Consider the following 24,781-nt stretch of genomic DNA (forward strand, 5'->3'; position numbering starts at 1 on the left):
CGCTCATCTTAATAGATAAAAGACATGAAAAAATTAGCAACAATACTACTAGGCATCTTCGTGGCAGCAGCAGCCATGGCTCAAGACAATGGCTTTGCAGAGCAATTTACTGTGCCATTGAGTAAACCAGGCGAAAGGGTCTCCATTAAACTGGATCAGGTACAGGGAGATATACGCGTGACCGCTTATGAAGGCAAAGAAGTCATTATCAACGCCAAATCAAGTGGTGAATCTGCCTTCCACCAATCGGAGAAAGACAGCAACGTACCTCCGGGGATGAAGAAGGTATCGGTAAACTCAGTTGGCCTCAGTGCCAAAGAGAGCGACAATTACATTCGCATCAATAGCGAATCCTGGAAACGACGCATAGACATAGACATGAAAGTGCCAGCCAACGCCAACCTGGACTTACACACCGTGCACGGGGTAGTGGAAGTCACAGGAGTGAATGGCGCAATGGAACTATCGGGTGTTAACGGGTCAATTACTTTGACTAATGTAAGCGGATCTGTTGTGGCCAACACCGTGAATGGTGAAGTGAAAGTGACCCTTGGCAAAGTGACTGCAGGGGAGCCCATGTCGTTCGTGACGCTAAATGGCAATGTGGATATAACACTTCCTGCTTCGACCAAAGCCACAGCAAAACTAAGATCTGATCAGGGTGATGTATATACAGACTTTGATATGGATATGGAGCGCTCCAAAACCAACGTGAAGCGTGCGAATGGAGAATATGAAGTGTCTATCAACAACTGGGTCTATGGAAAGATCAACGGTGGAGGTCCAGAGTATACCTTCAAAAACATGAATGGAAACATCATTATTAGGAAAGGCAAATAAGGAAACGGAGGGAGTTTTCCCTCCCTACTTCTAGCATCAGAAAAAACGTTTGAGCTCCTCAATCATTAAAAGGGCCGATTCGGAGTAATCCTCGTTTTCTATATAAGATTTTCCTTCTCTCCTCTTATCCACCTTTTCCCAAAATGCATCTGGGTATCTCCACAAATCTTCCGAAGTGTCATCCGAACTAATAAAAGGGTTTCGGGCATATCGTTGCAACGCGCCAATCTGTTCATTTGTCACGTCGAATTCATCTAGTTTTTGAGCCTTGTTTTCGTATTTGATGTAATGAGTTAATCCACCTTTTTTGTAGGTTAAAAATATGGAGTGTGCTACTGGAACGTCATCAAAATAGGCATATCGAATGGTTATCGCTCCACTAGATCTTTTGTTGAAGACAGAACTCCACAGATCATTGGTTCTGAAAAAACGGATTTCTTTCAATTGAAAATGATCATTGACCAAAAGGAGACCTTTCTCCCTTTCTCCAGAAAATAGAAGTGCATAGCCATCTCCATCATAGCTGTCATCAAATGCAACTTGATAGTCGCGCCAATGATCCGAAGATAAAATGCCGTAATTCTCCACAACCATCAGGTAATTCATCGGAACATAGTTACCCATTGGGGGTTTGGTATTATTCTTACCCAGACTCATCCATTCATCATGATAACCAACCCTGGTAATGTCACAGTAAAAATTTTGTCGGGCAAGGGAGGCCCAATTGCTGCTATCACCGCAGAAAACGCTATACCCTACACTTTCAGCAATAAAAATGAGTTCATCCGACCGCTTCACCTCTTCAGCGTAATAAGCCTTGGCCACATGTGGCGATGTACGTCTACTCCTCCTATAGTGAGATACTACCTTTTCCAGTATCAATTTTGGATCAGAAACTGCGGTCACCACCACCTGATCCAAAACCTGATCATTGTATATCAGCTCAATCACCGGTTCATCTTTTATGGCATCAATAGTGGTCACCACTGGCTTATAGGCTACATGGGTGATTTTAATACTATCCTGATTTTCAAGATCACCAGTCGTGAATACTCCATTTTCATCCGCTATCATTCCAATTTGTTTCTTCAATACAACCACATGAACATAAGGCACTGGCTCTTTGCTTTGCTGATCTACTACATGCACCGAATAGGAACTGGATTGAGCTGTGACCCAGTTAACATTCAGAATAAGAACGAATACAAGTAGTCTACTCATTTTTGATTTTGAATCTATAAATACCCAGTATTTCATTTTCTTCATCTCTGATTCCATCAGCGTAATAATAGTCACCTATTTTGCCAATTACATTAAACCTGAACGGGACTTTTGAGTCAATGATCAACTCTCGTTCAGCATTGTAAGCCTGCAGGCCCCACGGACCAGTATCCTTGATGTGATAGCTTCTAAAGAAAATAGAGTTGATCGAGTCAACATGAATGTGAGTATAATAGCTAAACCCAATTTGATATCCACTCCCCAATGCCGATAAAAAATCCTCATAAGAATCATACCTATCAAGATCAGGGTTAGCATATTTTCCAGGCTGACCAAAAGTCTCTACCAATTGAAGATTGTCAGGATCATAAACCTCGATTTCTGGACCCAATCGATCGGACACATAAATGAACTTCGCATCCGTAGCTCTATAGGGATAGTTGTAAAAATAGAGCCACTTATTCTCAAGAAATCCCTTGGGATGCTTTCTGAAAACAGTCTCCAATTCTCCTGTTTCTAAGTCTACAAGACCTATGGTATTGGCATGGCCAAAGAATGCGTCTGGCTTTTTGGTGAGGTTTGCGACAGGATTGACATAATCATTGATAGTGACTGGAACAACTGCTTTGTTATTAATCACAGGCAACCACTGGCTATCAATAAATGGCTCATCCCGATAATGAAAATCATACATTCCAGGATCCTCAAGATCGGAAGTCTCATAAATGCCCAATCTGGAATGCCAGTTAAATCTGAATTTATCAGTGACGGTACTAAATTCCGAATCAAATAATCTAAAATCATACCCACTACCAAAAACCAGATGCTGGCCATCTGGCAAATGTCCGTGATACCAAAGCAAGCCATTCGATTCGTCTGGACCTTCTCCTGGTCCGAGGGTTTGCTTAATCCAGGTTCCGTCAGCTTCAAAACAAAGAACACTGGCCAGATCTGATTGGATATAAGCTATGTTGTTTCCGATAACCCGAAAATACCCTTCCATTGAAAACAGCTCCGCTTCACATAGAACAGTGTCAATAACTATTCTGTGACTCCCAACAAAAGAGGTAGTCGTATTGGAATCTGTAGTTTCCTTCGGAGAACAGGAAACCAAAACTGCAAGCCATAAGCTTGCGTTTCTAAGCGCTTGGATATTCCCCTTTTTTAGTTCCGATTTGAACATTCTTCTTGATAGATTCTCCTCCAGCTCCCAGGTTATCCAGGAGCCATCTGCTAAAAAACCTCAAAATAATACTTATCACGATTTACTCCTAACTGTATCTGTCATAATCCCAATGATTCATTCTCTCAAGCACAGTAATGGTAAGGCAGTGGATCTATGAGTATTCCTTAAACGACAACCTGCATGACACGCCGTGGCCTAACTACTATAGCCTACCATCCGCTAAGAGCTATCAGTGTAAATGCATCGTAATCCGAATGACATTTTTGGGTTTTTGAGTTAACTTATTATCGATTAAACCTTTACCTCATGTCATTACCTAAAGGTCTTTATAAAAAAATGCTCAAAGGCAAGGAAATAATCGTTCAGGATTATCGCGGTTTATCCGATGAGGAAATGCTGGTGATGGTGCAAGCACTAGAAGAATTGATTCTTTCGGAAAATAAACCTACTTCTCGGCTGATACAGGCCAGAGGTGTAGACCTACCTATGGCAGTGAGAGTACACCTCCGCCGAATAGGACCCAAAGTGAAACATCTCCAATCCAAAATTGCCGTAGTAGGGACCTCAACTGCTAAAAAGTTACTACTGCAAAGCTATAACCGAATAGTAGGTGGCACCATGAAGTTTTACGATGATGAGCAAGAGGCTATTGAATATTTAACTAATTAAGTCAGCATGAGCTACCCAGATGGTCTGATAAAACAAACAATAGAAGGACAAGAAATCATAGTAGTGGACTACCGCAACAAACCAGAAGAGCAGCTATTTGCCATTGCAGAAGCTCTCCAGGAAATGCTGCTGGCAGAGAACAAGCCTAATTTGCGTCTGGTCCACGTAAAAGGTGTAGACCCCTCGTCTTCCTTTCGTGTATTTCTAAGAAAAATGGGCAAAACCATTGGGCACATCCCGTCAAAAGTGGCGGTAATTGGTCTAAGTCCAACCAAAAGAGTGGTCATGCAAGCGTACAACAAAATGCTCGGTGGCTCCATGCGATTTTATGATGATGAAAAGGATGGTATCCATTATTTGCTAACCGATTAAAACTTTCATCGAATAGCTAAGAGTTTTGCATTAATGGTGGTTATTTTTAGAAACAAAAGCCACTATGCCTGAGCCTTCCTCTAATACCACGCTGAAGAAAACCCTTGGCCCACTAATGCTCTGGGGCCTTGGTGTTGGATATGTTATTTCGGGCATGTATTTCGGATGGAACCTTGGACTGGCAGAGGGTGGTACGCTGGGATTGGCTATCGCTACCTTCTTTATCATCATTATGTACATCACCTTTACCTTCAGCTACACCGAGCTGGCCTGTGCCATTCCAAAGGCTGGTGGTGCATTTGACTATGCCGATCGAGCACTAGGAAAAAACCTGGGGTTTCTGGCCGGAATGGCTCAGAATGTGGAGTTTATCTTTGCCCCTCCAGCCATTGCAGCGGCGATTGGCGCTTACTTCCATATTTTCCTACCAGAAATAGACACCATTTACATTGCCATAGCCGCTTATCTTTTATTTACTGGGTTAAACATCGTCGGGGTAAGAGCTGCCGCCATTTTCGAACTGGTGATTACCATCCTGGCGGTGATCGAGCTGCTAATATTTGCTGGTGTTTGTCTACCCAGTATGGAGTGGAAAAATTTGGAAATGAATGCACTCCCCAATGGATTTCAGGGAGCCTTTGCAGCCATTCCATTTGCCATCTGGTTTTTCCTTGCTATAGAAGGTGTGGCCAATGTAGCCGAGGAAGCTCGCAATCCACAACGCAGCGTCTTGATCGGGTTCGGATCGGCTATTATGACCCTGGTGGTATTGTGCCTGCTCACTTTTGTCTCTGCAGTGGGAGTGGATGGCTGGGAGTCGGTAGTGTACCCACCAGGCAGTTCAGAGCCCTCTGACAGCCCTCTACCTCTAGCACTAGCCAAAATCGTGGGAGATGGACATTTCCTGTATCATCTATTAATCACTGTTGGGCTATTTGGGCTGGTGGCTTCCTTTCATGGGATCATACTTGCAGCTGGCCGGTCCACGTTTGAGTTTGGGAGAGTTGGCTACCTGCCTAAGGGTATGGACAAAGTACATCCCAAAACCAGCACACCCGCCAATGCATTGTTGGTCAATATGGTTATTGGGATCATCGCCTTGCTTTCCGGAAAAACGGGTGAAATCATCACCATTGCTTGCTTTGGCGCCCTGACTTTGTACATCATTTCCATGATTGCCTTTTTCCAACTGAGAAAAAAAGAACCCGACATGGAGCGTCCTTTTCGAGTGCCTCTTTATCCACTGTTTCCTGCACTAGCGCTAATCATTGCTACCATTGCTCTTATTGCCATGACCATCTATAATCTCAAGCTAGCTGGGATCTATGCATTGATCATGATTGGCACCTATTTATGGTTTCAGTTTACCAACAAAAACGGCTAACTTAACTAGATATTATTTGCTCACTATGAGATGAACGCACGACTCAATTTTAACTTTCCATGTCCGATCAGATTTGGACCTGGAGTCATTGACGAACTCGCCGATCATTTGATCAATCAGGGCTTAAAGCATCCGCTCGTAGTTACTGACCCTGTCATAGCTGAATTAGACTTTTTCATTGACATCCTGGAAAAGCTCAGAGCCAAAAACCTGGCTGTGGATGTATTCTCAGAAATGCACAAAAACCCTGTCAAATCAGATGTATTGAAAGGTGGAGGCCATTACCATGACTCGGTCTGCGACTGCATAGTGGGAATAGGTGGTGGCGTAGCTTTGGATGTCGCACGTGCCATTGTACTCAGGGTAAATCATCATCGTGATTTATTTGACTATGACGACCTGATAGGAGGTGACAAATACGTAACAGAGGATGTTCCCTATTTTGTGACGGTACCCACTACAGCTGGCACAGGAAGTGAAGTAGGCCGAAGTGCCATTATCTCAGAAGACGAGAGCAAAAAGAAACGAATTCTATTTGCGCCAAAACTCATGGCCAGGCAAGTATTTGCAGACCCAGAGCTCACTATGGAACTACCTCCTCATGTGACTGCAGCTACAGGAATGGATGCGCTGACACACAACATGGAAGCCTATCTAGCCAAAAACTATCATCCCATGTGCGATGGCATTGCTCTCGAGGGGATGGCACTCATTGCCAAATCAATCGAAAAAGCAACACATCACCCGGATATCCAATCAAGGTCAGATATGCTACTCGGCTCCATGATGGGCGCCGTGGCTTTCCAGAAAGGTCTTGGAGTCGTGCACAGCATGGCACACCCACTGTCCAGCCTTTTGGACACTCATCATGGACTGGCCAATGCCGTCAACCTTCCTTATGGAATGGCATTCAACTATAAAGGATTTGAAGCTCGATTTGATAAGATGGCCGAATTTCTAGGAGTGATCGATGGGGATGGCGAGCGGGTGGTAGATTACTTATTCGAGCTCAACCAACGCCTGAATATCCCCACACAGCTGCGTGAAATAGGAGTCAAAGAGGAGCATTTGAACCCGCTTTCTCAACTTGCCATTGAAGATTTCGCTCACCCAAACAACCCCAAACCAGTGACCCTGGAAGACTTCAGATCACTTTACCACAAGGCTTTCTAATATGCTGAAAATTGGTATTTCCGCATGCTTCTTGTATCCCGACTCCAACAGACCGGTATTTGGGCCGAAGACACTGAGTTATATTGAAAACGACATGGCGCGCTACGTCTCTCGACAAGGAGTGCTGCCCGTATTGATTCCAGACTTACAGGATGAGTTATTACAGCCCATTATCGATCAGATGGACGGGTTCGTGTTTCAGGGTGGTACGGACGTGGCTCCTGAGGCATATGGCGAGAAACCGATTGGACGCTGGAAAGGTGATCCGGTGAGAGATGCTTATGAGCTTAAACTATTTGACCTGGCTGTGAAAAGTAAAAAACCTATCCTGGCTATCTGCAGAGGCATGCAGCTCATGAATGTGTACTTTGGTGGCTCACTCTATCAGGATACCGACACACAACTGGAGGATGTACTCACACATCGAGACGCAGACACCTATGATTATCTCTATCATGACATCACATTCACCAAAGGGAAAATTTTGGAAAAGATCTATCAGGATGATCCAAACCGACGAATAAACAGTGTTCATCACCAATCAGTTAAGGCATTAGGGAAAAATCTGGAAATACTAGCTGAGAGCCCAGAGGATGGAATTATCGAAGCTATCGGATACACCAAGGCACCAGACGGATGGGTGATGGGGGTGCAATGGCATCCGGAGTTTTCAGATACACTGAAAGAAACAGTGGTTAATGCGGACAAGCTTTATGAGTTTTTCCTAACCCAGGTTAGATCATTAAAATCAGACGTATAATGCAGGTAATCAACCCAGCCACCGAAGAAGAAATAGCCGAACTAACCGTGGATACGGCCGAGTCGGTACATCTAAAATTAGCCCGGTTACGAAATGGGCAACAGAAATGGTCCTCCAGATCAATTGCAGAGCGTCTGGAAATCATCGTGGGGTTTGGTGAGTTGGTCAAACAGCACAAAGAGGAACTCGCACAAGTACTGACGAAAGAAACCGGTAAACCCATCACTCAATCCAGAGGCGAAGTAACGGGTTCACTTAATCGGATCGAACACCTGAAAACTCACGCTGATAAATGGCTGCAGCCTGAACTAATGGCCGAAGGAGCTGTCAAAGAATCCATTGTCTACGAACCACTTGGCGTCATTGCCAATATTGGGGCGTGGAACTTTCCATACAACACTGGTTACAACGTGTTTTTATATGCTTTGGTAGCTGGAAACTCCGTTTTGTACAAGCCCTCTGAATATGCCAGTCTCACTGGTTTGAAGTTCAAAGAACTGCTGCACAAAGCCGGAGTACCTGAAGATGTTTTTGAGACCGCCATCGGGCCAGGCCAGGTGGGACAATACTTATTGGAAGCTGATCTGGACGGGTATTTTTTCACAGGCTCCTACAAGACCGGAGTACACATTGCCAGGTCGATCGCACACAAACTGGTGCCTGTACAGCTGGAACTTGGCGGCAAAGATCCACTCTATGTCATGGATGATGTGGCAGATGTGAACCAGGCAGCTATCAATGCTGCAGATGGAGCATTTTATAACAATGGACAGAGCTGCTGCGCAGTGGAGCGCATCTACGTGCAAGAAAGTATCTACGATGACTTTGTGAGGCACTTCGTGGATGAGGTGAAGAACTACATTCCTGGTGACCCAACCAATGATGCTACCTACACCGGGCCACTGACTCGATCACAGCAACTACAAGTAATCCTAGAACAAATCAAAGACGCCACAGCAAAAGGAGCCGAGGTACTGATAGGAGGCAACCAACCGGATAGGAAAGGATATTATCTGAACCCAACGGTGTTGGTAGATGTGAACCATACTATGGAGCTCATGAAGGAAGAATCCTTCGGACCCGTGATAGGCATCCAAAAAGTAGCATCAGATGAAGAGGCCCTCCGGTTAATGCAAGATACGCCTTATGGACTGACAGCCGCAGTATTCTCCTCCGATGAGCAACGAGCCAGAAAGATTTTGGATCAGATGAATGTAGGCACCGTCTACTGGAACTGCTGCGACCGGGTGAGCCCTAATACGACCTGGTCAGGTAGAAAAAACTCTGGACTCGGATCAACTCTGTCTTATCAGGGCATCCGTACCTTTACTCAACCGAAAAGCTATCAAATGAAGGGGAAGTAATCCTACACAAACTCTCTCAACTTAGCGATCAAATCGTCTGGACTAAACGGCTTGGGTAGCATGCCATCAAAACGCCTGGATCTCAGTTCTTCACCCGTTACAGAAGCTGCAGTCAGTGCGATAATCGGACCGTCATAGTTCAGTTCTCTTAGCTTTTTGGTCGTCTCAAAACCATCCATACCAGGCATTTGGAGGTCCATTAGGATTATGTCAAATGCCTCTGACTGAACACTGCTAATTGCCTCGGGACCACTGTAAGCCACTGCAACATGTACTCCATGTTTTTGAAGCTGACGCCTGGCTATGAGAACATTCATTTCATTGTCTTCCACCAACAGCACTTTTATTCGAGATAAGTCCACAGATGCCGAATATTCGTTTCTCTGAAAATCAGGAACCCCATTTTTAACCTTAAGAACAAACGAAAAATAGGACCCCTCTCCCAGTTTACTCTGCGCCTTAATGGTGGACCCCATAAGCTCTACTAATTTCTGACTGATGGCCAATCCCAGACCAACACCTCCGTATTCGCGCGAAACACTACTATTGGACTGCTCGAAAGCACCAAATATCTTGCTGAGATCAGATTCGCTAATTCCACTGCCGGTATCCTCTACACTAAATTGTATAACGAACTCCTCATCCGTCTGCTCCAGTAATTTGATGCCGAAAATCACATTCCCTTCACGGGTAAACTTAATCGCATTCCCGATCAGATTGGTAAGAACCTGACCAAGCCTCACTTTATCTACCATCACGTGTTCAGGAAGTGCGGCATCATACGCTAACTCAAGTTTGATCCCTTGCTGATCTGCAAGTGGTTGGAGCAACGAAATCTCGGTCTCACAGTACGACTTTAGCGAAACCGCTGTGAAGTCCAGATCAATCTTACCCGCCTCAATTTTATTGTAGTCTAAAACGTTGTTGATCAAAAGCAACAGATTCTCAGAAGAGGCTTTCAAACGCTCAAGATCATCTACCTGATCCTCTTTTGGGCCGCTTTCTATTAAGTGATATGCCGTACCAATCACCGCGTTAAGAGGTGTTCGAATCTCGTGGCTCATTACCGATAGGAAATCAGATTTTGCCCGCGCCAGTTCTTCTGCATCTTTTTTAGCCTGCCGCCAGTTTTCGGTAAAACTTCTGGATAGTATAAGTGCCTGAAAAGTGAAGAAAATCATTTCTCCAGCAATGCTAAAAAACCTATTTTCATCAATGACGTCCAGGTAACTTAGGGACTTGAAGGAAAACACCAAAAGAATTCCTAACACACTAAATATGGAGTAGCCGGAACCAGGCCTTTTGTTGATGGACGCTCTGGTGAAAATCCAAATCACTAATAAGATACCAAATAGTAAAACGTATAAATAAGTTGTGTTTAGCTGGGTAAACAAGTGAACTGGAAACAGGATAGGCGGTAAGGCCCAGGCCAATGAAAAATAAGCAAATGATCGGGTGAGAATCTTCGGTGCATCCTCAGGAAACAACCGCTCCAGATACAAGGCGAAAAAGGCACCACTAAGGTAGAAGGTACTGTACTCCAGAGCCAGCCCTATTCTGTAAGAAATACTGACCATGTCATGAAGAATGTAATTGTGCCAGCCAACTATCCGATACGAATAGCAAAGTGTAAACAGGGCAAAAAAGAGAATGGCATAATCCTGCTTACCATGAAAAAATAACCCTAGAAAAAAGAATGTGGCCAGAACGAGAAATCCAGTAAGAAAGGAATCATAGGAATCATCCAAAAACTTCTGATGCAAGATTTCCTGCTCCAGCCCAAGGAATATGGCTCCACCAATACCTCTTTTACTGTGACTAAAATTAGAAATCGGGACCGTAATTCTTAAGGTATCACTTTGCAGGCCATGCAGTGGTATGTAGAGAACCTTACGACCTGGTCTTGTGGTCTCCCTTGTCTTCCCAGGACTTCCAACTTCAGCCACCATTCTGCCATTTACATAAATCGTATAAGCGCTGAACTGATCCAGTACTTTGAGCATAAATGAATGCTGATGGTCAAGTAGAATGGTCACACTATAGGTTCCATATCCATAGCTACCCAGACCTAGCTCATCCAGCCGCTCATGAGGTACATCGACCAGCTCCATGGATTCACATACATCCGGATATAAGCAACCTTCCGAGTAAGCCCATTCCCCGCTCAGTTCCAGGATTGGATCATCCATAAAGTCGTGATCAGAAATGTCAATAACCGCTTGGGGTGCAGGACTCCGTGAAAATGTGCTTAGGGACAAACACAAACTTATAATGAAAAGGTAAGCTGGTATTCGCATGATTGATAGATAAATATATCAATTACTCCGTTATCAAAGATGAGAATACGACCAACACCCTAATTCCCAATATGAATAAACAATACACTGGAAATATGAAGAAACCATTATCTTTCAGGGTTAGAAATGGAATCAATAGACAACATCACCCTCAACTTCTCTGATGAGAATATTTTCATTCTGAATATCAGTCTGGGGATTATCATGTTTGGTGTGGCACTCAAACTGACTCCAGATGACTTTAAGATGGTACTTGCAAACCCTCTCGGCACCTTCGTGGGAGTACTCTCCCAGTTTGTTGTTCTCCCTTTTCTTACATTTTTGATTATCTGGTTATTAGAGCCGAGGCCTAGCTTCGCATTAGGCATGATGATGGTGGCGGCTTGTCCAGGAGGCAACATTTCTAACTTTTTCTCTGCATTAGCGAAGGGCAATATTGCTCTTTCGGTGAGTTTAACGGCGATTTCAAGTGTACTGGCCATCTTCATGACACCTATCAATCTGGCATTTTGGGCCAGCATGTATCAGCCTACAGCTCAGTTACTCACTGAGGTTAGCTTGAACTTTTGGGATGTGTTGAAAACCATCGTAATCATCTTAGGTATCCCGATTATTCTAGGCATGACCTTTCGGCATAAGTTTCCCAAAACCTCACAGAAACTTCACCCTTACATGCACTATGGCTCCATTTTGATATTCGCAGCTATCGTCATTCTGGCCTTTACTGCCAACATCGATATCTTTCTTAGCTACATTCACATGGTGGTACTGCTGGTATTTCTACACAATGCAGTTGCCCTTACTTCCGGATACCAGTTAGGCAAAGTCTTTGGGCTTACAGAGCCTGACCGAAGATCGCTTGCCATCGAAACGGGAATTCAAAACTCAGGACTCGGATTACTCCTTATATTTGCCTTCTTTCAGGGACTTGGCGGAATGGCCATAGTGGCTGCATGGTGGGGCATCTGGCACATCATCTCTGGCATGTCTCTAGCATATTGGTGGAATTATAGAGTCTCGACAGTTACCGCAAAATGAATGCACACTGGTTTTATTATCTGGTAAAGATCACTGGTTGGATTGGTCTGAAAATATTTTTTGGTGGGATTAAAATTATAGGCCTGGACAAAGTCCCGAAGGATGGGGCCATTCTCCTGGCTCCAAATCATCAGGGAGCTTTCATGGACGCTGTGGTGTCTGGTGTTTATTTCAAAAAGCCCGTCTCATTTCTCACCAGAGCGGATGTATTCAATAAATGGAGCGATCCAATACTCAAGTCATTGAACATGATGCCCATTTATCGGATCAGAGATGGTATCCAGTCCCTCTCACAAAATGATGCAGTATTTGATACCTGCTTTAGAATGCTATCAGAGGAAAAGGCTATTTTGATTTTCCCAGAAGGTAATCACAGCAAAGAGCACTACCTCCGACCGATCTCCAAAGGCACCTCCAGACTTGCCCTGGATGCCAGAGATCAAATAAACCCTAGTACCAAAATCTACATTATCCCTACTGGTATCAACTACTTTTCCCATAGTAGACCTTTGGCTAAAATATTCCTGGTATACGGTGACGCCATCGAGCTGGAAGACTACATGAAGCTCTATCGGGAGCACAAACAGAAGGGGTACAACAAACTGAAAGAAGACCTGACTCAGGCAATGAAAGACACGCTCATCCTTCCTGAAAAGGACGAACATTATGAAAAAAAGCAAGCCTGGATCTTTCAACCAAAGCATGAGTCTCTAAGCTTTGAAGAGCTCAAAGCCATGGGCAGAAGTGATCAATATGAAGAGGTCAAACCAAGAAACCGAAATTTCCTGTCTCGAATATTTATTGTGTTCTTCACCTTGTTCAACCTATTGCCTCTTCTTGGAGTACGGAAATTGTTGCAAGTGGTGAAGGACCCGGTGTTCAAGGTCTCGTTAAAATATATTGGTGGCGGAATTTTCCACCTGCTGTGGTGGATCATCTTCTATCTGGTAGGCGCCATTTGGATTGGATGGGAGGCAGGATTGTTATTCGTGGCTACTGCGGTTCTAAGCATGTTCGCTCGTCAATCGCTCATCAAGTACTAGTTTACTCGGGCATTGTACTGCTTCCGGTCATAGATGAGATGACCCTCTTTATCCCATTCTTTGCTGATATATGGAAGGGTCTTATCAAACGGCTCTAGCGGATAAACCACCTCACGTTTCACACGTCGGTTGTCATAATATTCTCTCCAGATTCCTACTTTGTTGTCGTATTGGTAGTGACCTACCACAGCCAGGTTGCCATTTTCATGATAAGCATAGTACTCTCCCTGGCGCTCACCAAAATGAACTGGTATAATTTCCTTTAGCCGCTCACGCTCAAAATCATAATAAGCCAATCGGGATTCTTTCGGCCAACCTTTCCAATATATTTCTTTCTCCATCAGAATATCCGAGCTGTTGTATCGGACCCAGCGACCATGCTTCATCCCCTTGTAGAAGTATCCTTCTTCCAGCAATTGATCTCCCATCTTTTTCTCATAGTGACCATGAAGCACACCAGCATAGTCTTCTTTCACTCGCAGTGAATTCACTATTTGTTTTTTCTTAAAATCGTACCAGTAGAAATCTCTGGCATATGGGTCAGGGCCTACATAGTCTTTGTCCTTTAGGTAATGGAAGAGCTCCACAGTCTGTCGATTACCAAATCCTTTCTTGGCAAAGCCCCGTTTCGTTTTAATGCCGTAGTAGATCTTGGGGTTGACTTTTTTTTCTTTCTTTTTGCCCTTTTCTTCATCATCATCTTTGTCGGTACGCTCCAAATCCTGCTCCGCGTCCATGGATAGCGGAGTTTCATATTTCGTCTGAAACAACTCATCTACAGAACTAACCTCTTGTGCAGCGGCTACAAAGCCTGCTAGTAAAAGAGAAACCAACAACACAAGATTCAATTTGACTTGATCAATCATAACCACTTAACGCAATTATCCACGGAAAAATTTTATCATTCTGCAGCTGCAGAACTAATTGTCTGCCCAAAAAACAACGCATTCATGAAAAGCTTATTGGTGCCATACCAAAATGCCCTGAAATTGGGATTATCTGCAAAGTTAATGACTCTCCCTCTACCTAGCTGAGAGACCGTGACGGCAGGTGTTGCCTCCAGTTCTGCCAGCCTTTCTTCAGACACGTAGCCACTCATCAGAGGCGATGCGGTGTATACCAATGGATTAGCGTACTGATTTGTTGATTTTTCCATCATGTAAGAGTGGTTTCTAAACAATGGCATGGTGGGTTGGTCCAGCCCGTATGTCAACGGATGACCCAGATCTAGTTTAGCTTCGAAGATGGCTCCACCAATGACCTGTGCCCCACGGGTTTGCTCCAGATCTACGTAGCGTTTGTACCCGTCTGTATCATTTTCTGGCTTCAGGTATTTAGCTCCTGATATGTCATTTTCTGCAAGCCACTTGCCACCGGACTTCCAGGCAACAATGACTCCACCTGAGGCCACCCATTTCTTTAAGTTGTCTATTCCTCTGGATGATATGTCTCGATAAGATCCACTAGGAAATACAAGCTTGGTATACCTGGAAATGTCTTGATTAACAGCAGAGGCAGGCAGTAAGGTAACCTTCATTCCATACCGCTGGTCTAGCAAGTGCCAGGTTTCACCGGCCTCATAACTACTCACTCCATCTCCCACCAGAATGGCTACTTCTGGCTTTTCAATCACTTCGAGCTCTCTACTGCCCAGGTCTGAACCAGTAGTAGATAACCCTGTACCAAGAGCATAAACATCAATACCGTCTTTAGTGGCAATCGTCTGAATCTCCTTTTCTATAATCGATTGCTTATCTCGCTGTATACCCACAGGAATGATCACTGAGCCCCGAACGAAGGTTTTTTGCGAAGTGCCATGCGGATTGTGGGCTACCTCCACCAGCACTCCAGCATCGAGCAAACGCATGATGGCTCGCTGTGTATAGTAGCCATAAGGCTCGAAAATGTAGGCATAATCTGATGTACCATGCACCTTTCTTACAGGAGCTTTAGGCTCTTCGATCAGTGAACCCAAACTGGATGAGCTGTAGTCCTTGGCCCCAAGTTCCGCATAAGCAAGATTGTAAGCCAGAGGCAAAGTCCATGTAGATATATCGTAGAACAAGCTGTCCTGAAACTCCGTGCGCTTCTCGAACATCGACTTGATCAATCGGTACTGAGGTTGATTCAAAGGGACAAGGTAGCTTCCTTCGCTAAAAGTTTGACCATTCTTCCTAATGGGGGTTCTCACAGGATAAATGTCTATATCATGCTGATTGATCAAGTCCATCAAGTGATATGAACGCATGGGATCTTTCTCTGACCCAAAAACGATTGCCTTGACGGCATCATTACCTGCCATACTTAGTGATTCCTTGTAGAACTCATTTTGCATAACCAAAAGATCATCTCTCAAGTGATGTACTGCCCGAAGTGTAGAAAGCGATGTAGTAAAATGATTGCGAATAGCTTGTGGAAAGGATAAAGTACCAAACTGATTTTCCTGAAGATGTCCTCGGGCACTGGCTTGTTCGAATAGGATTCCTACACTGCCATTCAGATCTGGATAAGTAGATCCTTTGCCTACGTAGTAATCGTCATATCCTTCCTCCGAGTAATACAGTGACCCAATACTATCCAACATGTCGGCATGATACGCAGCTATACGTTCGGTCATGACCACATTAGCCATAGGCGTGAGCGGGTTTTTACGAGACAAAATTCCTGGTTGAAAGAAAAATGTACTGTTCGTCCCCATCTCGTGGTGGTCTGTCAGCACATTGGGTTTCCATTTTTGAAACTGTGCAATTCTAGCCTTGGATTCTGGCAGTTGTACTGGCATCCAGTCCCTGTTTAGGTCAAACCAGTAATGATTGGTTCGGCCGCCAGGCCATGCTTCATCAAACTCTCTAGCCGCTGGATCTGATACCAGATTGGCCGATTTATGCATGTTGACCCAGGTACTAAAGCGCTGCAGTCCATCAGGATTGTAAGAAGGATCAAAGATTATCACCGTGCTCTCCAGTATATCGTCGATAACTGGCCCCCGAGCTGCTGCCAGGTAATAAGCTGCTATTAGTGCCGCATTGGACCCACTTGCTTCATTTCCATGAATGCTATAACCCATCCAATGCACAACTTTGGCATCAGAAGGATTTACACCGGAGTTTGGATTGGTCAACGCTACATGTGTCTTTCTGATTTCCTCCAGGTTGGCCCTGTTTGCCTGTGCAGTGATGACCAGGTGCATCAACTGGCGGTTTTCATAGGTCTTACCGATCTCTTCAATCTCAATTCGGTCTGAGGCAGCGGCAAGAGTGCGCATGTAATAAACGAGCTGATCATGACTCACATGCCATTCGCCCACCTCATAGCCCAAGACTTGTTGTGGGGTAGGGATCGACTCGTCATACGTGACATCTGTTGGCAAATAATAAGAAAGGTCCACCTGGCCATAGGACATAAAGCCGACCCAGGTAAGCAGAGTTACTAATTGGAGTTTTTTAAGCATTGAGTTAATGGGTTTTAATGCAATTGGATGACATAGTTACAACTAAAGGATTCCTTTTGTTTGAGTTGCAATATGCCTTCTTTTTCGGCCAACTGTTGGTTGTGGTTTGCCGGATCAGCATGACCATACCAGGGTTCTATGCACACAAATGGCGAATCTTCACTTTTGGACCAAATCCCTAAATAAGGGAATCCCTTCATGTGGAAAGTAAGCCACTTACCCTTTGCACTGCATAGGCTTATCTCGCTGGATTTAAAGTCTTTGATCACCAGTGCGTCTTGATCAAACAAGTGATCTCCAATAACCAGTTTGTTTTCACTCATTGCTATAGGCTCCTTCTGGCCGGATAGAAGGCCACCTTCTATAAGATATGCTTCTAAGTTTTCGGCATATTCAAACTCCAGCCAATAATCTGACCTTTTCTCTTGGTCAGTCATGGGACAATTGAAAGCTGGATGGCCACCGATCGAAAACCACATGACATCCTTCCCATGATTGATCACAGTATAGTTTGTATTGAGGCCGAGCTCATTTAGTTCATAGCGGATAGTTAACGAGAACTTGAAAGGATATACTCTTTGTGTATCCTGGTCTGCAGTCAACCTAAATGTCACCGAATCCGAATCATGGGCCACAATCTCAAACTCCCGATCCCGAGCAAAGCCATGCTGGCCCACAGAAAACGTATGACCATTGTGTAAGTATTGGTCGCGCTTTAGCCTTCCTACGAATGGAAAGAGTACTGGAGCGTGACGCCCCCAGTGATCAGGGTCAGCTTGCCAGATGTATTCCTGATCGTCCTTTTGTAAACTGGTAAGCTCCGCTCCCCTGCTCTTAAAAGCAGCAGTAACATTCTTATTGGCAATTTTCATTACCTAAAAATAGTCAAAGCCAAACAGCTCATGGTTTTCATAGCGAATATTTATATAAGCGGAGGCCAAACGAACACCATAAAAAAAGGAGCGCACTTGGCGCTCCCTTTGGCTAGATTAACAATTAATACGGTTAGTACAAGTAGTCCAGTGCCGTTCTGTCATCGTTGTTGAACGGACGATCACTACCATCAGTACAGGCGAGCATCCATGACGCAGCAGATGCTGAAGCACCAGTTGGGGTACCTGGTATATGGTTCGCTCCTACTCCGCCATCACCTTCATTACTAGGGCTACCCCCACATGAAATACTTCTATCAAAGTAATCAGTGTGACGAAATCCAATGCAATGACCCATTTCATGAGCAATAATGGTTGCAATTCCAGAAGTGCTAAGTCCGTAAGAAGACTCTAGTACACCGCTCATTTTGATCTCACCATATGGGTCCCCAGAAGCAGTAGGGAAACCGGCAGATCCTAATACACCTCTGCGCTCATCTCTTTTACTCAGTCTGGTCATCACAATATCGGCATTACTAGAGTTGGTCACTCTCTGAAAAGAGATCTCCAGATTTCTCGCATTGTATCGGTCGATAGCCAGGTCAAGTCCGGCAATCATAGCAGGGCTATATCCACCGGATCCACCGCCACCTTTTTTGCCTTTACCATTACCGCCACCACCGGAGCCTTCTTCGGGAGCATAGACCGTAATGGTCCGACTACCATTGGTGCTGACCAGGTTGTCAGTGCTATACTGCTCTTCCACAGGCAGTCGCTTTCCCGAATTCATATGAGCAAGGTCATAATCGGTCAGGTAAATGTCACCTTCCACCAGGTAGCCATCCTCAAATGGAATAGGTGCCTGGTTTTCTACATCGAATCCCAGGTCTGTTAGTCTGGTTAGAACCTCTTGGGAGATAGTTTCCTCCTCGATCACTTGATTTGATTCACAAGCAAAGAAGCCCATGCTAATTAACATTAGTCCTGAATAATAAGTCAGTCTTTTCATGGTATTATTTGTTTGGGTTATAAAATACAAAAGCAATAAAGCTGGTCTTAGACGATGAAATGAGATAAAACAAAAAGACATCCACTAGCGGATGTCTTTTTGTATGCCGTTTTAATCTAGTTAATAGAGATAATCCAGTGCTGTCTTATCGTCATTGTTGAATGGCCTGTCTCCACCATCAGTACATGCAAGCATCCATGATTTAGCAGAAGCGGAAGCTCCGGTAGGAGTACCTGGGATGTGGTTTGCACCTACACCTCCATCACCTTCATTGGATGCACTACCACCACATGAAATGCTCCTGTTGAAGTAATCCGTGTGACGGAATCCAATACAATGGCCCATTTCATGACCAATGATGGTCGCAATACCAGCAGTGCTGAGCCCGTAGGAAGACTCAAGAATACCACTCATTTTGATTTGGCCATAAGGATCACCAGAGGAAGTTGGGAAACCAGCTGATCCTAACACGCCTCTTCTCTCATCTCTTTTGCTCAACCTGGTCATTACTATGTCCGCACTGTTGGACGATGACACTCGTTGAAAAGAAATTTCGAGGTTTTCAGCATTGTACCTTGCTATAGCCAGGTCAAGTCCAGCAATCATACCAGAGCTGTAACCATTTCTTCCGCCCACAGGAGCGTAGATAGTGATCACTCTGTTACCATTGGTGGAAACCAAATTATCTGTGCTATACTGCTCCTCTATTGGTAGTCGTTTACCTTCCTTTAGATTGGCAATATCAGCATCTGTCAAATAGATATCCCCTTCTACCAGATATCCGTCTTCAAATTTGATTGGAGCCTGATTTACAACATCAAACCCGGCATTGGTTAGTGCTGAAAGTACAGATTCGGAAACTTCATCTTGATTAACTACATCACTTTCATTGGAACATGAAGCGAATAGGACGCACGCAGCTACGGCGAGCGAAGCTAAATAGCTAACTTTTCTCATTTTACAGTCGTTTGAATTAGGTTATACATATCCCCGAAAACTTCCGAGAATGCACCGAATGTATTTGAAAAATCTTATTGAAACAAAACATTATTCGCATTCGATATGAATTGAGGAAATTTGTATTTTTCAAAATAGATTATTTGGTAAAAAATCGATTTCACTTTTGTTTTTTACCCAATCAATCTTCAATTATTCCTGATCAGTGCAGACATCAATCTGATTGACCGTAGAACATTTCATTGCGGGATCATTAACTGTAAAGTTTTGCTCCAAAGGGACAATACTGATTTGATTTATATTCGCTGAATGCGTATGACATTGGGAGCCATGTTCTTGCTTTTGTCCCTGGAGATTGTTCTGGGCCAAAGTACTATGTCTCCAAATTTTGAAACATCGCTAAAGAACCGGGTAGATCTGCAGGAAACAGATACTTTTTTGATAGCGACTCAACTCGATTGGTCACCAGATGAACGCATTATCCAAGTGAAAAAGATTAGTGACCAGGGTCATTACACCATCGTCACATCCTGGGCGCAGGCTCGCCAACTGCCCCTCTCAGGAAGCATCAAATACATCGACCTACACCGAAGGCCATCAGAGGAATCTGCCCTTGACGACCCAAACTTTGCGTATAATAACATTCGCAAAGCTCAAAATGAATACCCTAATGTACTTGGTGCAGGGTTAGCCGTTTCAGTCAAAGAACGACGGTTTGATAACGAAGACATTGATTTGTCTGGTAAGTATTTAGACCTTGGCTCAGCCAGTGAAGACCAATCTCAGCATGCCACAGATATGGCTACAATTATTGCCGGCATGGGCAATACCACCTCTTTTAATAAAGGAGTCGCTCCCGGTTTGGCGATAAGCAGTTCCGACTTTAACAACCTGTTGCCGGACAACTCCAATCGTTTATTACAGAATCAGATCTATACTCAGAATCACTCCTATGGATTAGGTATCGAAAACTACTACGGGATAGAGGCGGCTGCTTATGACCAGGAGGTCTATAATCACCCAAAAATCATGCATGTCTTCTCAGCTGGCAACGCTGGGAGAGTGCTCCCTTCAGATGGTACCTACTCTGACTTACCTTTTGCCAACCTCACGGGTACTTTCAAACAGGCAAAAAATATTCTCACAGTGAGTGCTGTCGATACTTCATTGGTCGTGAGTGATTTAAACTCGCGAGGGCCCGCCTACGATGGTCGCCTCAAACCTGAACTGACGGCTTACGGTGGTCGTGGTACCTCTGATGCAGCTGCAATCGTGAGTGGCATAAGCACTTTGGTTCAGAACAGCTTCTCAAACACCTATGATTCCATACCAGATGCCTCCACCGTCAAGGCCATTTTGATCGCTACGGCTGACGACATTGGAGTAAAAGGACCTGACTACTACACGGGATATGGCAGTGTGAATGCCAGTAAAGCATTGGCTTGCGTTCAAAAGGGGCAAATAATGACCCGCCGACTATTTTCCAACCAAACGGTAAGTTTGGACCTGGATGTGTCACAAGAAGTACAGTCTGTTCAAATAGCTATTAGCTGGGCGGATCCGCCGGCTACTGAAGGCTCGTCAATAGCACTCATCAACGACATAGATACCAAACTAATCAATGATACTCAGGAATGGCTACCATGGACACTGTCCACCACTGCATCAACAACTGAATTAAACAAACTGGCTGTTCGAGGTGAGGATCATTTAAACAACGTGGAATACATCACTCTGGCTCAACCCACTGCTGGGACTTATCAGCTACAGCTCAGCACTCCTGACCTGGCTACTTCCTCTCAAGTAGTGAGTATTGCTTGGTGTTTCACTTATCTGAATGAATTCGAATTTGACTTCCCAAGCAGTTCAGATCAGCTAAGGGCAGATAGCTTCCAGTCCATCTACTGGTCACACAGCCTCAGCCAAAGTGTGGGTAAACTAGAGTACTTTTTCGAAAACAAATGGAATCTGATTACGAATAATTTTAGCCTCAATGATCCCCGCTATGTATGGCACAATCCAGAGGCATCCGGCACCTACCAGCTGAGAGCGACAATTGGAGGGCAGGAGTTCCTATCGGATGAGTTTTTGATCTCAGAAATACCTGAAGTCTCCGTAGCTTTTAATTGTGAGAGCAACTTTGGACTGCAATGGACTACAATAGCTGATGCCGAGGAATACCATGTGTATGAAATGCAAACCGATAGTCTTCGCCTCATCGGTTCCACTTCAGATACTTCTTTTGTCATCAACAAGAATGAAAGCACCTTCTATTCGGTGGCTCCAGTATATTCCAAAGAAGAGGGGTTAAGAAACCTCGCTTTCAACTACTCGTTTCAAGGTGCCTTTTGTTACGTTAATTTTTTCTCAGCCCAAAAACTGGAAGTAGATGCCGTGATTAATCTGGAGCTGAGCAGTGTTCTCAATGTTGAGTCTGTCACTTTTCTAAAAGAGTATAATGATACGTTAGAGATTCTCCGTGAAATTCCAGTTACTTCCAGCACCTCATTCACTATACGTGATCCTGATCTGGATCCAGGCACAATTGATTATTTTGCGGTCCTGAACTTAAAAGATGGAACATCGATTCAATCAAATTACAGTTCGATACTAGTGGACAAGCCCGGAAAAGTGACTTTCTTCCCAAACCCCACAGCTGATATTTATATATACACCGTGTCGAATGGCGATAAAATGCAAGTCAAAGTTAGCGATCGTTCCGGTCGCCTGGTATTGGAAGAAGAGCTACTGGATCGAGTCAACAGCATTTACATAGAAGAGCTAGATGCTGGGGTTTACCTCTATCAGGTGTTTAAAGATGGAGAAGTAATTGATTCGGGTCGCTTTGTGAAGTTGTAAATTAAAAAGTACATGAAGTGATTCGGAGATACTGATTATTTTTAATCAACTCAATTGCCTAATCTATGTCTGAAGCATCAGAAAATCCCAACAAACCTGGCTGGCTCACTGAGCTCCAGCAAAAAAGCTGGGAGCCCGAAATCCTCCTCTCGGGGATTGTATTATACGGTCTCTTTCAAATACCTGACATGCTGGACAGTTTCCTGGAGTATGGCAATGCCAACCTATTCGGAGAAACTACAGACTTGGACAACCTCGTCAATTCGCTAAAAGTAGCTCTATATTGGCTCACCTGTGGATTGATCCTGCATCTAATCAGCCGGGGTATCTGGGTAGGAATGGTCGGTCTTAGTTTTACTTTTCCAGAAGGAGTCAATAAAGACAACCTCAAAATGTCTGGCAGATTTTCTCGAGTGCTGGAGCGAATTCCTACCATCGAGCAGATCATTATCAATCTGGAAAAGATCAGTAGTTCATTGTTTTCGGTCTCCTTCATGCTCTTCATGGTCATGATCGGCGCCTACTTGTACATCTTGATTTTGCTCGTGTTTCCATTTGTAAGCATAGCGTATCTTTTTGATACCGAATTTGACAATGAAATCGTCGAAATCATGGTAAGTACTTACGCCATTACCATTTTGCTGATTGGTGCATTTTCTATGCTAGACTTTGTGACACTTGGATTTTTAAAGCGATTCAAATGGTTGAGCAAAATATATTACCCCTTATATTGGCTGGTCAGCACTATCACTTTGTCTCGATTCTATCGGCCCATTTACTACACCATAGTCAGTAATTATGGAAAGTGGAAAATAGGAGTATTCCTCGCATTTTTTGCTTTTACAAGCATTGTAGGTGTAGGATCCCTACAGGAATCAGCTATCCCAGGGGAGTCACTTACTCAGCTCGAACTCTGGAACAATTCCTTCGGAACCAGTTCTTTTAGTGGCTATTATGATGATCAAAATGAAGGCTTTCACTCAGTGCAAGCACAAATCCAATCAGACATCATCTCCGAAAATACACTTCGCCTTTTTGTAGCACTACAAGTCGGGCGAGAAGAAACAATCAAAGCATACTGCCAGTACGATTCTCTAGTGGATTCTACTGAGGTGCCCAAAAAAGAAATTGAGTTGAACTGCGCTTCTTCTTATTATCACATTTACTTGAATGATAGTCTCCTTCAGGAGATGAATTGGCGGTTTCACTTTAAGCAACACACCAAACAACGCGGACTCCTGGCTTATGTGGATATTACGGATTTGCCAGCAGGTTTGCATTCCATACGTGTGTCCAGCCCACCCGAACACAAGAGAAGCTATGCGGACATCCCGTTTTATCGGGAATTAAGTCCTACAGGATATTACCAACCTAAAGATGACCCAAAGAAAGAAGATGAAAGTTATTTGAAACTGAAGGGAATACTGCCAAAATAAAAAAACCACCCTGACGCTTCGGTCAGGATGGTTTCATGGAATCAAAACATCCAATAATTAAATCTGACTCAATCCACCATCTACGGCTAGTTCCACTCCATTGACAAATGACGAATCATCTGAGGCTAGGAATAAAACGGATTTAGCCAGCTCTTCCGGAGAGCCAAATCGACCTAGCGGCACCTGACCGGCAAAGCCTTCGCCCATCGCCTTCACGGCATCTTCTGGCAAGCCCAGCTTATCATAAATCGGTGTAGCGATTGGTCCGGGAGCCACACTCACGGTTCTAATTTTTCTTGATTTCAGTTCACTGGCCAGTACTCTGGATAGCGATCTGAAAGCGGCTTTGGTAGAAGAGTAAACCGATGTGCCATCAAATCCTTTAGAACCTACCACAGACGTATTGCCGATGATTACGGCTCCATCATTCAAATGTGGTAAAGCGGCCTTGATCAAAAAGAATGGACCTTTCACATTGATGTTAAATTGCTGGTCAAAGTGCTCTTCAGTAATGTCCGAAATTGGCAAGAAATAAGCCACGCCCGCATTCAAGAATAATATATCAATCTTGCCAAAGAAGGCCACTGTTTGCTCTACGACTGATTCACTGGTGGAAATATCTCCAGCATCTGCCAGGATAGTCTTTACTGAAGATCCTAATTGAGCAGCAGCTTCATCCAGCGCCTCTTGTCTCCTGCCCGTGATGACCACCTTAGCACCTTCTTCTATAAAAAGCTTTGCTGTTGCCAAGCCTATACCGCTGTTACCCCCTGTGATCAGCGCTACTTTTCCGTCTAATTTTCCCATTGTTTAGTTGTTTTAAGGTTTTATTTGAAACGATTAGTTCAAA

Annotated in this window: 20 protein-coding genes; 11 read left to right on the plus strand and 9 right to left on the minus strand. The window is 44.2% G+C overall.

The window, feature by feature from the left end; all coding sequences use genetic code 11:
* Positions 1–24 precede the first annotated feature (24 nt).
* Positions 25–840: a DUF4097 family beta strand repeat-containing protein gene (locus ACO067_RS10215; RefSeq protein ID WP_421873699.1), complete on the plus strand. Its 816-nt coding sequence runs from the start codon at positions 25–27 to the stop codon at positions 838–840.
* A 36-nt stretch (positions 841–876) separates the two neighbouring features.
* Here the strand turns inward: ACO067_RS10215 and ACO067_RS10220 are convergent, their stop codons facing one another.
* Together ACO067_RS10220 and ACO067_RS10225 are read right to left on the minus strand one after the other, a co-directional pair.
* Positions 877–2,061 carry a carboxypeptidase-like regulatory domain-containing protein gene (locus ACO067_RS10220; RefSeq protein WP_421873701.1) on the minus strand — a complete coding sequence of 395 codons (1,185 nt, stop codon included), beginning with the start codon at positions 2,059–2,061 and terminating at the stop codon, positions 877–879.
* Positions 2,054–3,244 (minus strand): hypothetical protein, encoded by a 1,191-nt coding sequence (locus ACO067_RS10225; protein ID WP_421873703.1) that lies wholly within the window; start codon positions 3,242–3,244, stop codon positions 2,054–2,056. The genes ACO067_RS10220 and ACO067_RS10225 overlap by 8 nt, the downstream gene beginning before the upstream one ends.
* 309 nt (positions 3,245–3,553) lie before the next feature.
* On the opposite strand from ACO067_RS10225, the gene ACO067_RS10230 reads away from it, so the two are divergent.
* From ACO067_RS10230 to ACO067_RS10255, 6 genes are all read left to right on the plus strand, one after another.
* Positions 3,554–3,916, plus strand: a complete 363-nt coding sequence (locus ACO067_RS10230) for an STAS/SEC14 domain-containing protein (protein WP_421873705.1) — start codon at positions 3,554–3,556, stop codon at positions 3,914–3,916.
* Between the two features lie 6 nt (positions 3,917–3,922).
* Positions 3,923–4,288, plus strand: coding sequence for a hypothetical protein (locus tag ACO067_RS10235; protein WP_421873706.1), 366 nt, complete (start codon positions 3,923–3,925; stop codon positions 4,286–4,288).
* Positions 4,289–4,352: 64 nt separating this feature from the next.
* Positions 4,353–5,672 carry an ethanolamine permease gene (gene eat, locus ACO067_RS10240; protein ID WP_421873708.1) on the plus strand — a complete coding sequence of 440 codons (1,320 nt, stop codon included), beginning with the start codon at positions 4,353–4,355 and terminating at the stop codon, positions 5,670–5,672.
* A 30-nt stretch (positions 5,673–5,702) separates the two neighbouring features.
* On the plus strand, positions 5,703–6,845 hold the full coding sequence (locus ACO067_RS10245; protein ID WP_421873710.1) for an iron-containing alcohol dehydrogenase: 1,143 nt from the start codon (positions 5,703–5,705) through the stop codon (positions 6,843–6,845).
* A gap of 1 nt (position 6,846) precedes the next feature.
* Positions 6,847–7,605 carry a gamma-glutamyl-gamma-aminobutyrate hydrolase family protein gene (locus tag ACO067_RS10250; protein ID WP_421873712.1) on the plus strand — a complete coding sequence of 253 codons (759 nt, stop codon included), beginning with the start codon at positions 6,847–6,849 and terminating at the stop codon, positions 7,603–7,605.
* On the plus strand, positions 7,605–8,969 hold the full coding sequence (locus tag ACO067_RS10255; RefSeq protein ID WP_421873714.1) for an aldehyde dehydrogenase family protein: 1,365 nt from the start codon (positions 7,605–7,607) through the stop codon (positions 8,967–8,969). Before ACO067_RS10250 ends, ACO067_RS10255 begins: the two co-directional genes overlap by 1 nt.
* A 2-nt stretch (positions 8,970–8,971) precedes the next feature.
* On the opposite strand, the gene ACO067_RS10260 is transcribed toward ACO067_RS10255, so the two are convergent.
* Positions 8,972–11,158, minus strand: a complete 2,187-nt coding sequence (locus ACO067_RS10260) for an ATP-binding protein (RefSeq protein ID WP_421873716.1) — start codon at positions 11,156–11,158, stop codon at positions 8,972–8,974.
* 234 nt (positions 11,159–11,392) lie between these two features.
* Here ACO067_RS10260 and ACO067_RS10265 point away from each other — a divergent pair, with 234 nt between their 5' ends.
* On the plus strand, positions 11,393–12,304 hold the full coding sequence (locus ACO067_RS10265; protein ID WP_421873718.1) for a bile acid:sodium symporter family protein: 912 nt from the start codon (positions 11,393–11,395) through the stop codon (positions 12,302–12,304).
* A complete protein-coding gene (locus ACO067_RS10270) occupies positions 12,301–13,347 on the plus strand; it encodes a 1-acyl-sn-glycerol-3-phosphate acyltransferase (protein WP_421873720.1) in 1,047 nt (348 codons plus the stop codon). Before ACO067_RS10265 ends, ACO067_RS10270 begins: the two co-directional genes overlap by 4 nt.
* Here ACO067_RS10270 and ACO067_RS10275 read toward each other — a convergent pair.
* The 5 genes from ACO067_RS10275 to ACO067_RS10295 form a co-directional block, all read right to left on the minus strand.
* Complete coding sequence (locus ACO067_RS10275) at positions 13,344–14,213, minus strand: toxin-antitoxin system YwqK family antitoxin (protein ID WP_421873722.1); 870 nt, start codon at positions 14,211–14,213, stop codon at positions 13,344–13,346. The genes ACO067_RS10270 and ACO067_RS10275 overlap by 4 nt on opposite strands.
* A gap of 35 nt (positions 14,214–14,248) precedes the next feature.
* Complete coding sequence (locus ACO067_RS10280; RefSeq protein WP_421873724.1) at positions 14,249–16,798, minus strand: M14 family zinc carboxypeptidase; 2,550 nt, start codon at positions 16,796–16,798, stop codon at positions 14,249–14,251.
* Between the two features lie 14 nt (positions 16,799–16,812).
* Entirely contained in the window at positions 16,813–17,670 is an 858-nt protein-coding gene (locus ACO067_RS10285) for an aldose 1-epimerase family protein (protein WP_421873726.1), read from the minus strand.
* A 133-nt stretch (positions 17,671–17,803) separates the two neighbouring features.
* A complete protein-coding gene (locus ACO067_RS10290) occupies positions 17,804–18,679 on the minus strand; it encodes a M57 family metalloprotease (RefSeq protein WP_421873728.1) in 876 nt (291 codons plus the stop codon).
* A 120-nt stretch (positions 18,680–18,799) separates the two neighbouring features.
* Positions 18,800–19,636: a M57 family metalloprotease gene (locus ACO067_RS10295; protein ID WP_421873730.1), complete on the minus strand. Its 837-nt coding sequence runs from the start codon at positions 19,634–19,636 to the stop codon at positions 18,800–18,802.
* A gap of 309 nt (positions 19,637–19,945) precedes the next feature.
* On the opposite strand from ACO067_RS10295, the gene ACO067_RS10300 reads away from it, so the two are divergent.
* Positions 19,946–22,495, plus strand: a complete 2,550-nt coding sequence (locus tag ACO067_RS10300) for a S8 family peptidase (RefSeq protein ID WP_421873731.1) — start codon at positions 19,946–19,948, stop codon at positions 22,493–22,495.
* Positions 22,496–22,560: 65 nt separating this feature from the next.
* Positions 22,561–23,931, plus strand: a complete 1,371-nt coding sequence (locus ACO067_RS10305) for a hypothetical protein (RefSeq protein ID WP_421873733.1) — start codon at positions 22,561–22,563, stop codon at positions 23,929–23,931.
* Between the two features lie 57 nt (positions 23,932–23,988).
* Here ACO067_RS10305 and ACO067_RS10310 read toward each other — a convergent pair whose 3' ends face one another.
* Positions 23,989–24,738, minus strand: a complete 750-nt coding sequence (locus ACO067_RS10310) for an SDR family oxidoreductase (protein ID WP_421873735.1) — start codon at positions 24,736–24,738, stop codon at positions 23,989–23,991.
* Positions 24,739–24,781: the final 43 nt, after the last annotated feature.

It is taken from the genome of Marinoscillum sp., assembly GCF_965229915.1.
GTDB lineage: Bacteria > Bacteroidota > Bacteroidia > Cytophagales > Cyclobacteriaceae > Marinoscillum.

Coding starts and splice junctions, on each gene's coding strand:
- ACO067_RS10230 (WP_421873705.1), top strand. CDS start 3,554: ATGTCATTACCTAAAGGTCTTTATAAAAAAATGCTCAAAGGCAAGGAA.
- ACO067_RS10260 (WP_421873716.1), bottom strand. CDS start 11,158: ATGGATGATCCAATCCTGGAACTGAGCGGGGAATGGGCTTACTCGGAA.
- ACO067_RS10215 (WP_421873699.1), top strand. CDS start 25: ATGAAAAAATTAGCAACAATACTACTAGGCATCTTCGTGGCAGCAGCA.
- ACO067_RS10310 (WP_421873735.1), bottom strand. CDS start 24,738: ATGGGAAAATTAGACGGAAAAGTAGCGCTGATCACAGGGGGTAACAGC.
- ACO067_RS10225 (WP_421873703.1), bottom strand. CDS start 3,244: ATGTTCAAATCGGAACTAAAAAAGGGGAATATCCAAGCGCTTAGAAAC.
- ACO067_RS10295 (WP_421873730.1), bottom strand. CDS start 19,636: ATGAGAAAAGTTAGCTATTTAGCTTCGCTCGCCGTAGCTGCGTGCGTC.
- ACO067_RS10280 (WP_421873724.1), bottom strand. CDS start 16,798: ATGCTTAAAAAACTCCAATTAGTAACTCTGCTTACCTGGGTCGGCTTT.
- ACO067_RS10255 (WP_421873714.1), top strand. CDS start 7,605: ATGCAGGTAATCAACCCAGCCACCGAAGAAGAAATAGCCGAACTAACC.
- ACO067_RS10245 (WP_421873710.1), top strand. CDS start 5,703: ATGAACGCACGACTCAATTTTAACTTTCCATGTCCGATCAGATTTGGA.
- ACO067_RS10275 (WP_421873722.1), bottom strand. CDS start 14,213: ATGATTGATCAAGTCAAATTGAATCTTGTGTTGTTGGTTTCTCTTTTA.
- ACO067_RS10285 (WP_421873726.1), bottom strand. CDS start 17,670: ATGAAAATTGCCAATAAGAATGTTACTGCTGCTTTTAAGAGCAGGGGA.
- ACO067_RS10220 (WP_421873701.1), bottom strand. CDS start 2,061: ATGAGTAGACTACTTGTATTCGTTCTTATTCTGAATGTTAACTGGGTC.
- ACO067_RS10270 (WP_421873720.1), top strand. CDS start 12,301: ATGAATGCACACTGGTTTTATTATCTGGTAAAGATCACTGGTTGGATT.
- ACO067_RS10265 (WP_421873718.1), top strand. CDS start 11,393: ATGGAATCAATAGACAACATCACCCTCAACTTCTCTGATGAGAATATT.
- ACO067_RS10250 (WP_421873712.1), top strand. CDS start 6,847: ATGCTGAAAATTGGTATTTCCGCATGCTTCTTGTATCCCGACTCCAAC.
- ACO067_RS10305 (WP_421873733.1), top strand. CDS start 22,561: ATGTCTGAAGCATCAGAAAATCCCAACAAACCTGGCTGGCTCACTGAG.
- ACO067_RS10300 (WP_421873731.1), top strand. CDS start 19,946: ATGCGTATGACATTGGGAGCCATGTTCTTGCTTTTGTCCCTGGAGATT.
- ACO067_RS10290 (WP_421873728.1), bottom strand. CDS start 18,679: ATGAAAAGACTGACTTATTATTCAGGACTAATGTTAATTAGCATGGGC.
- ACO067_RS10235 (WP_421873706.1), top strand. CDS start 3,923: ATGAGCTACCCAGATGGTCTGATAAAACAAACAATAGAAGGACAAGAA.
- eat (WP_421873708.1), top strand. CDS start 4,353: ATGCCTGAGCCTTCCTCTAATACCACGCTGAAGAAAACCCTTGGCCCA.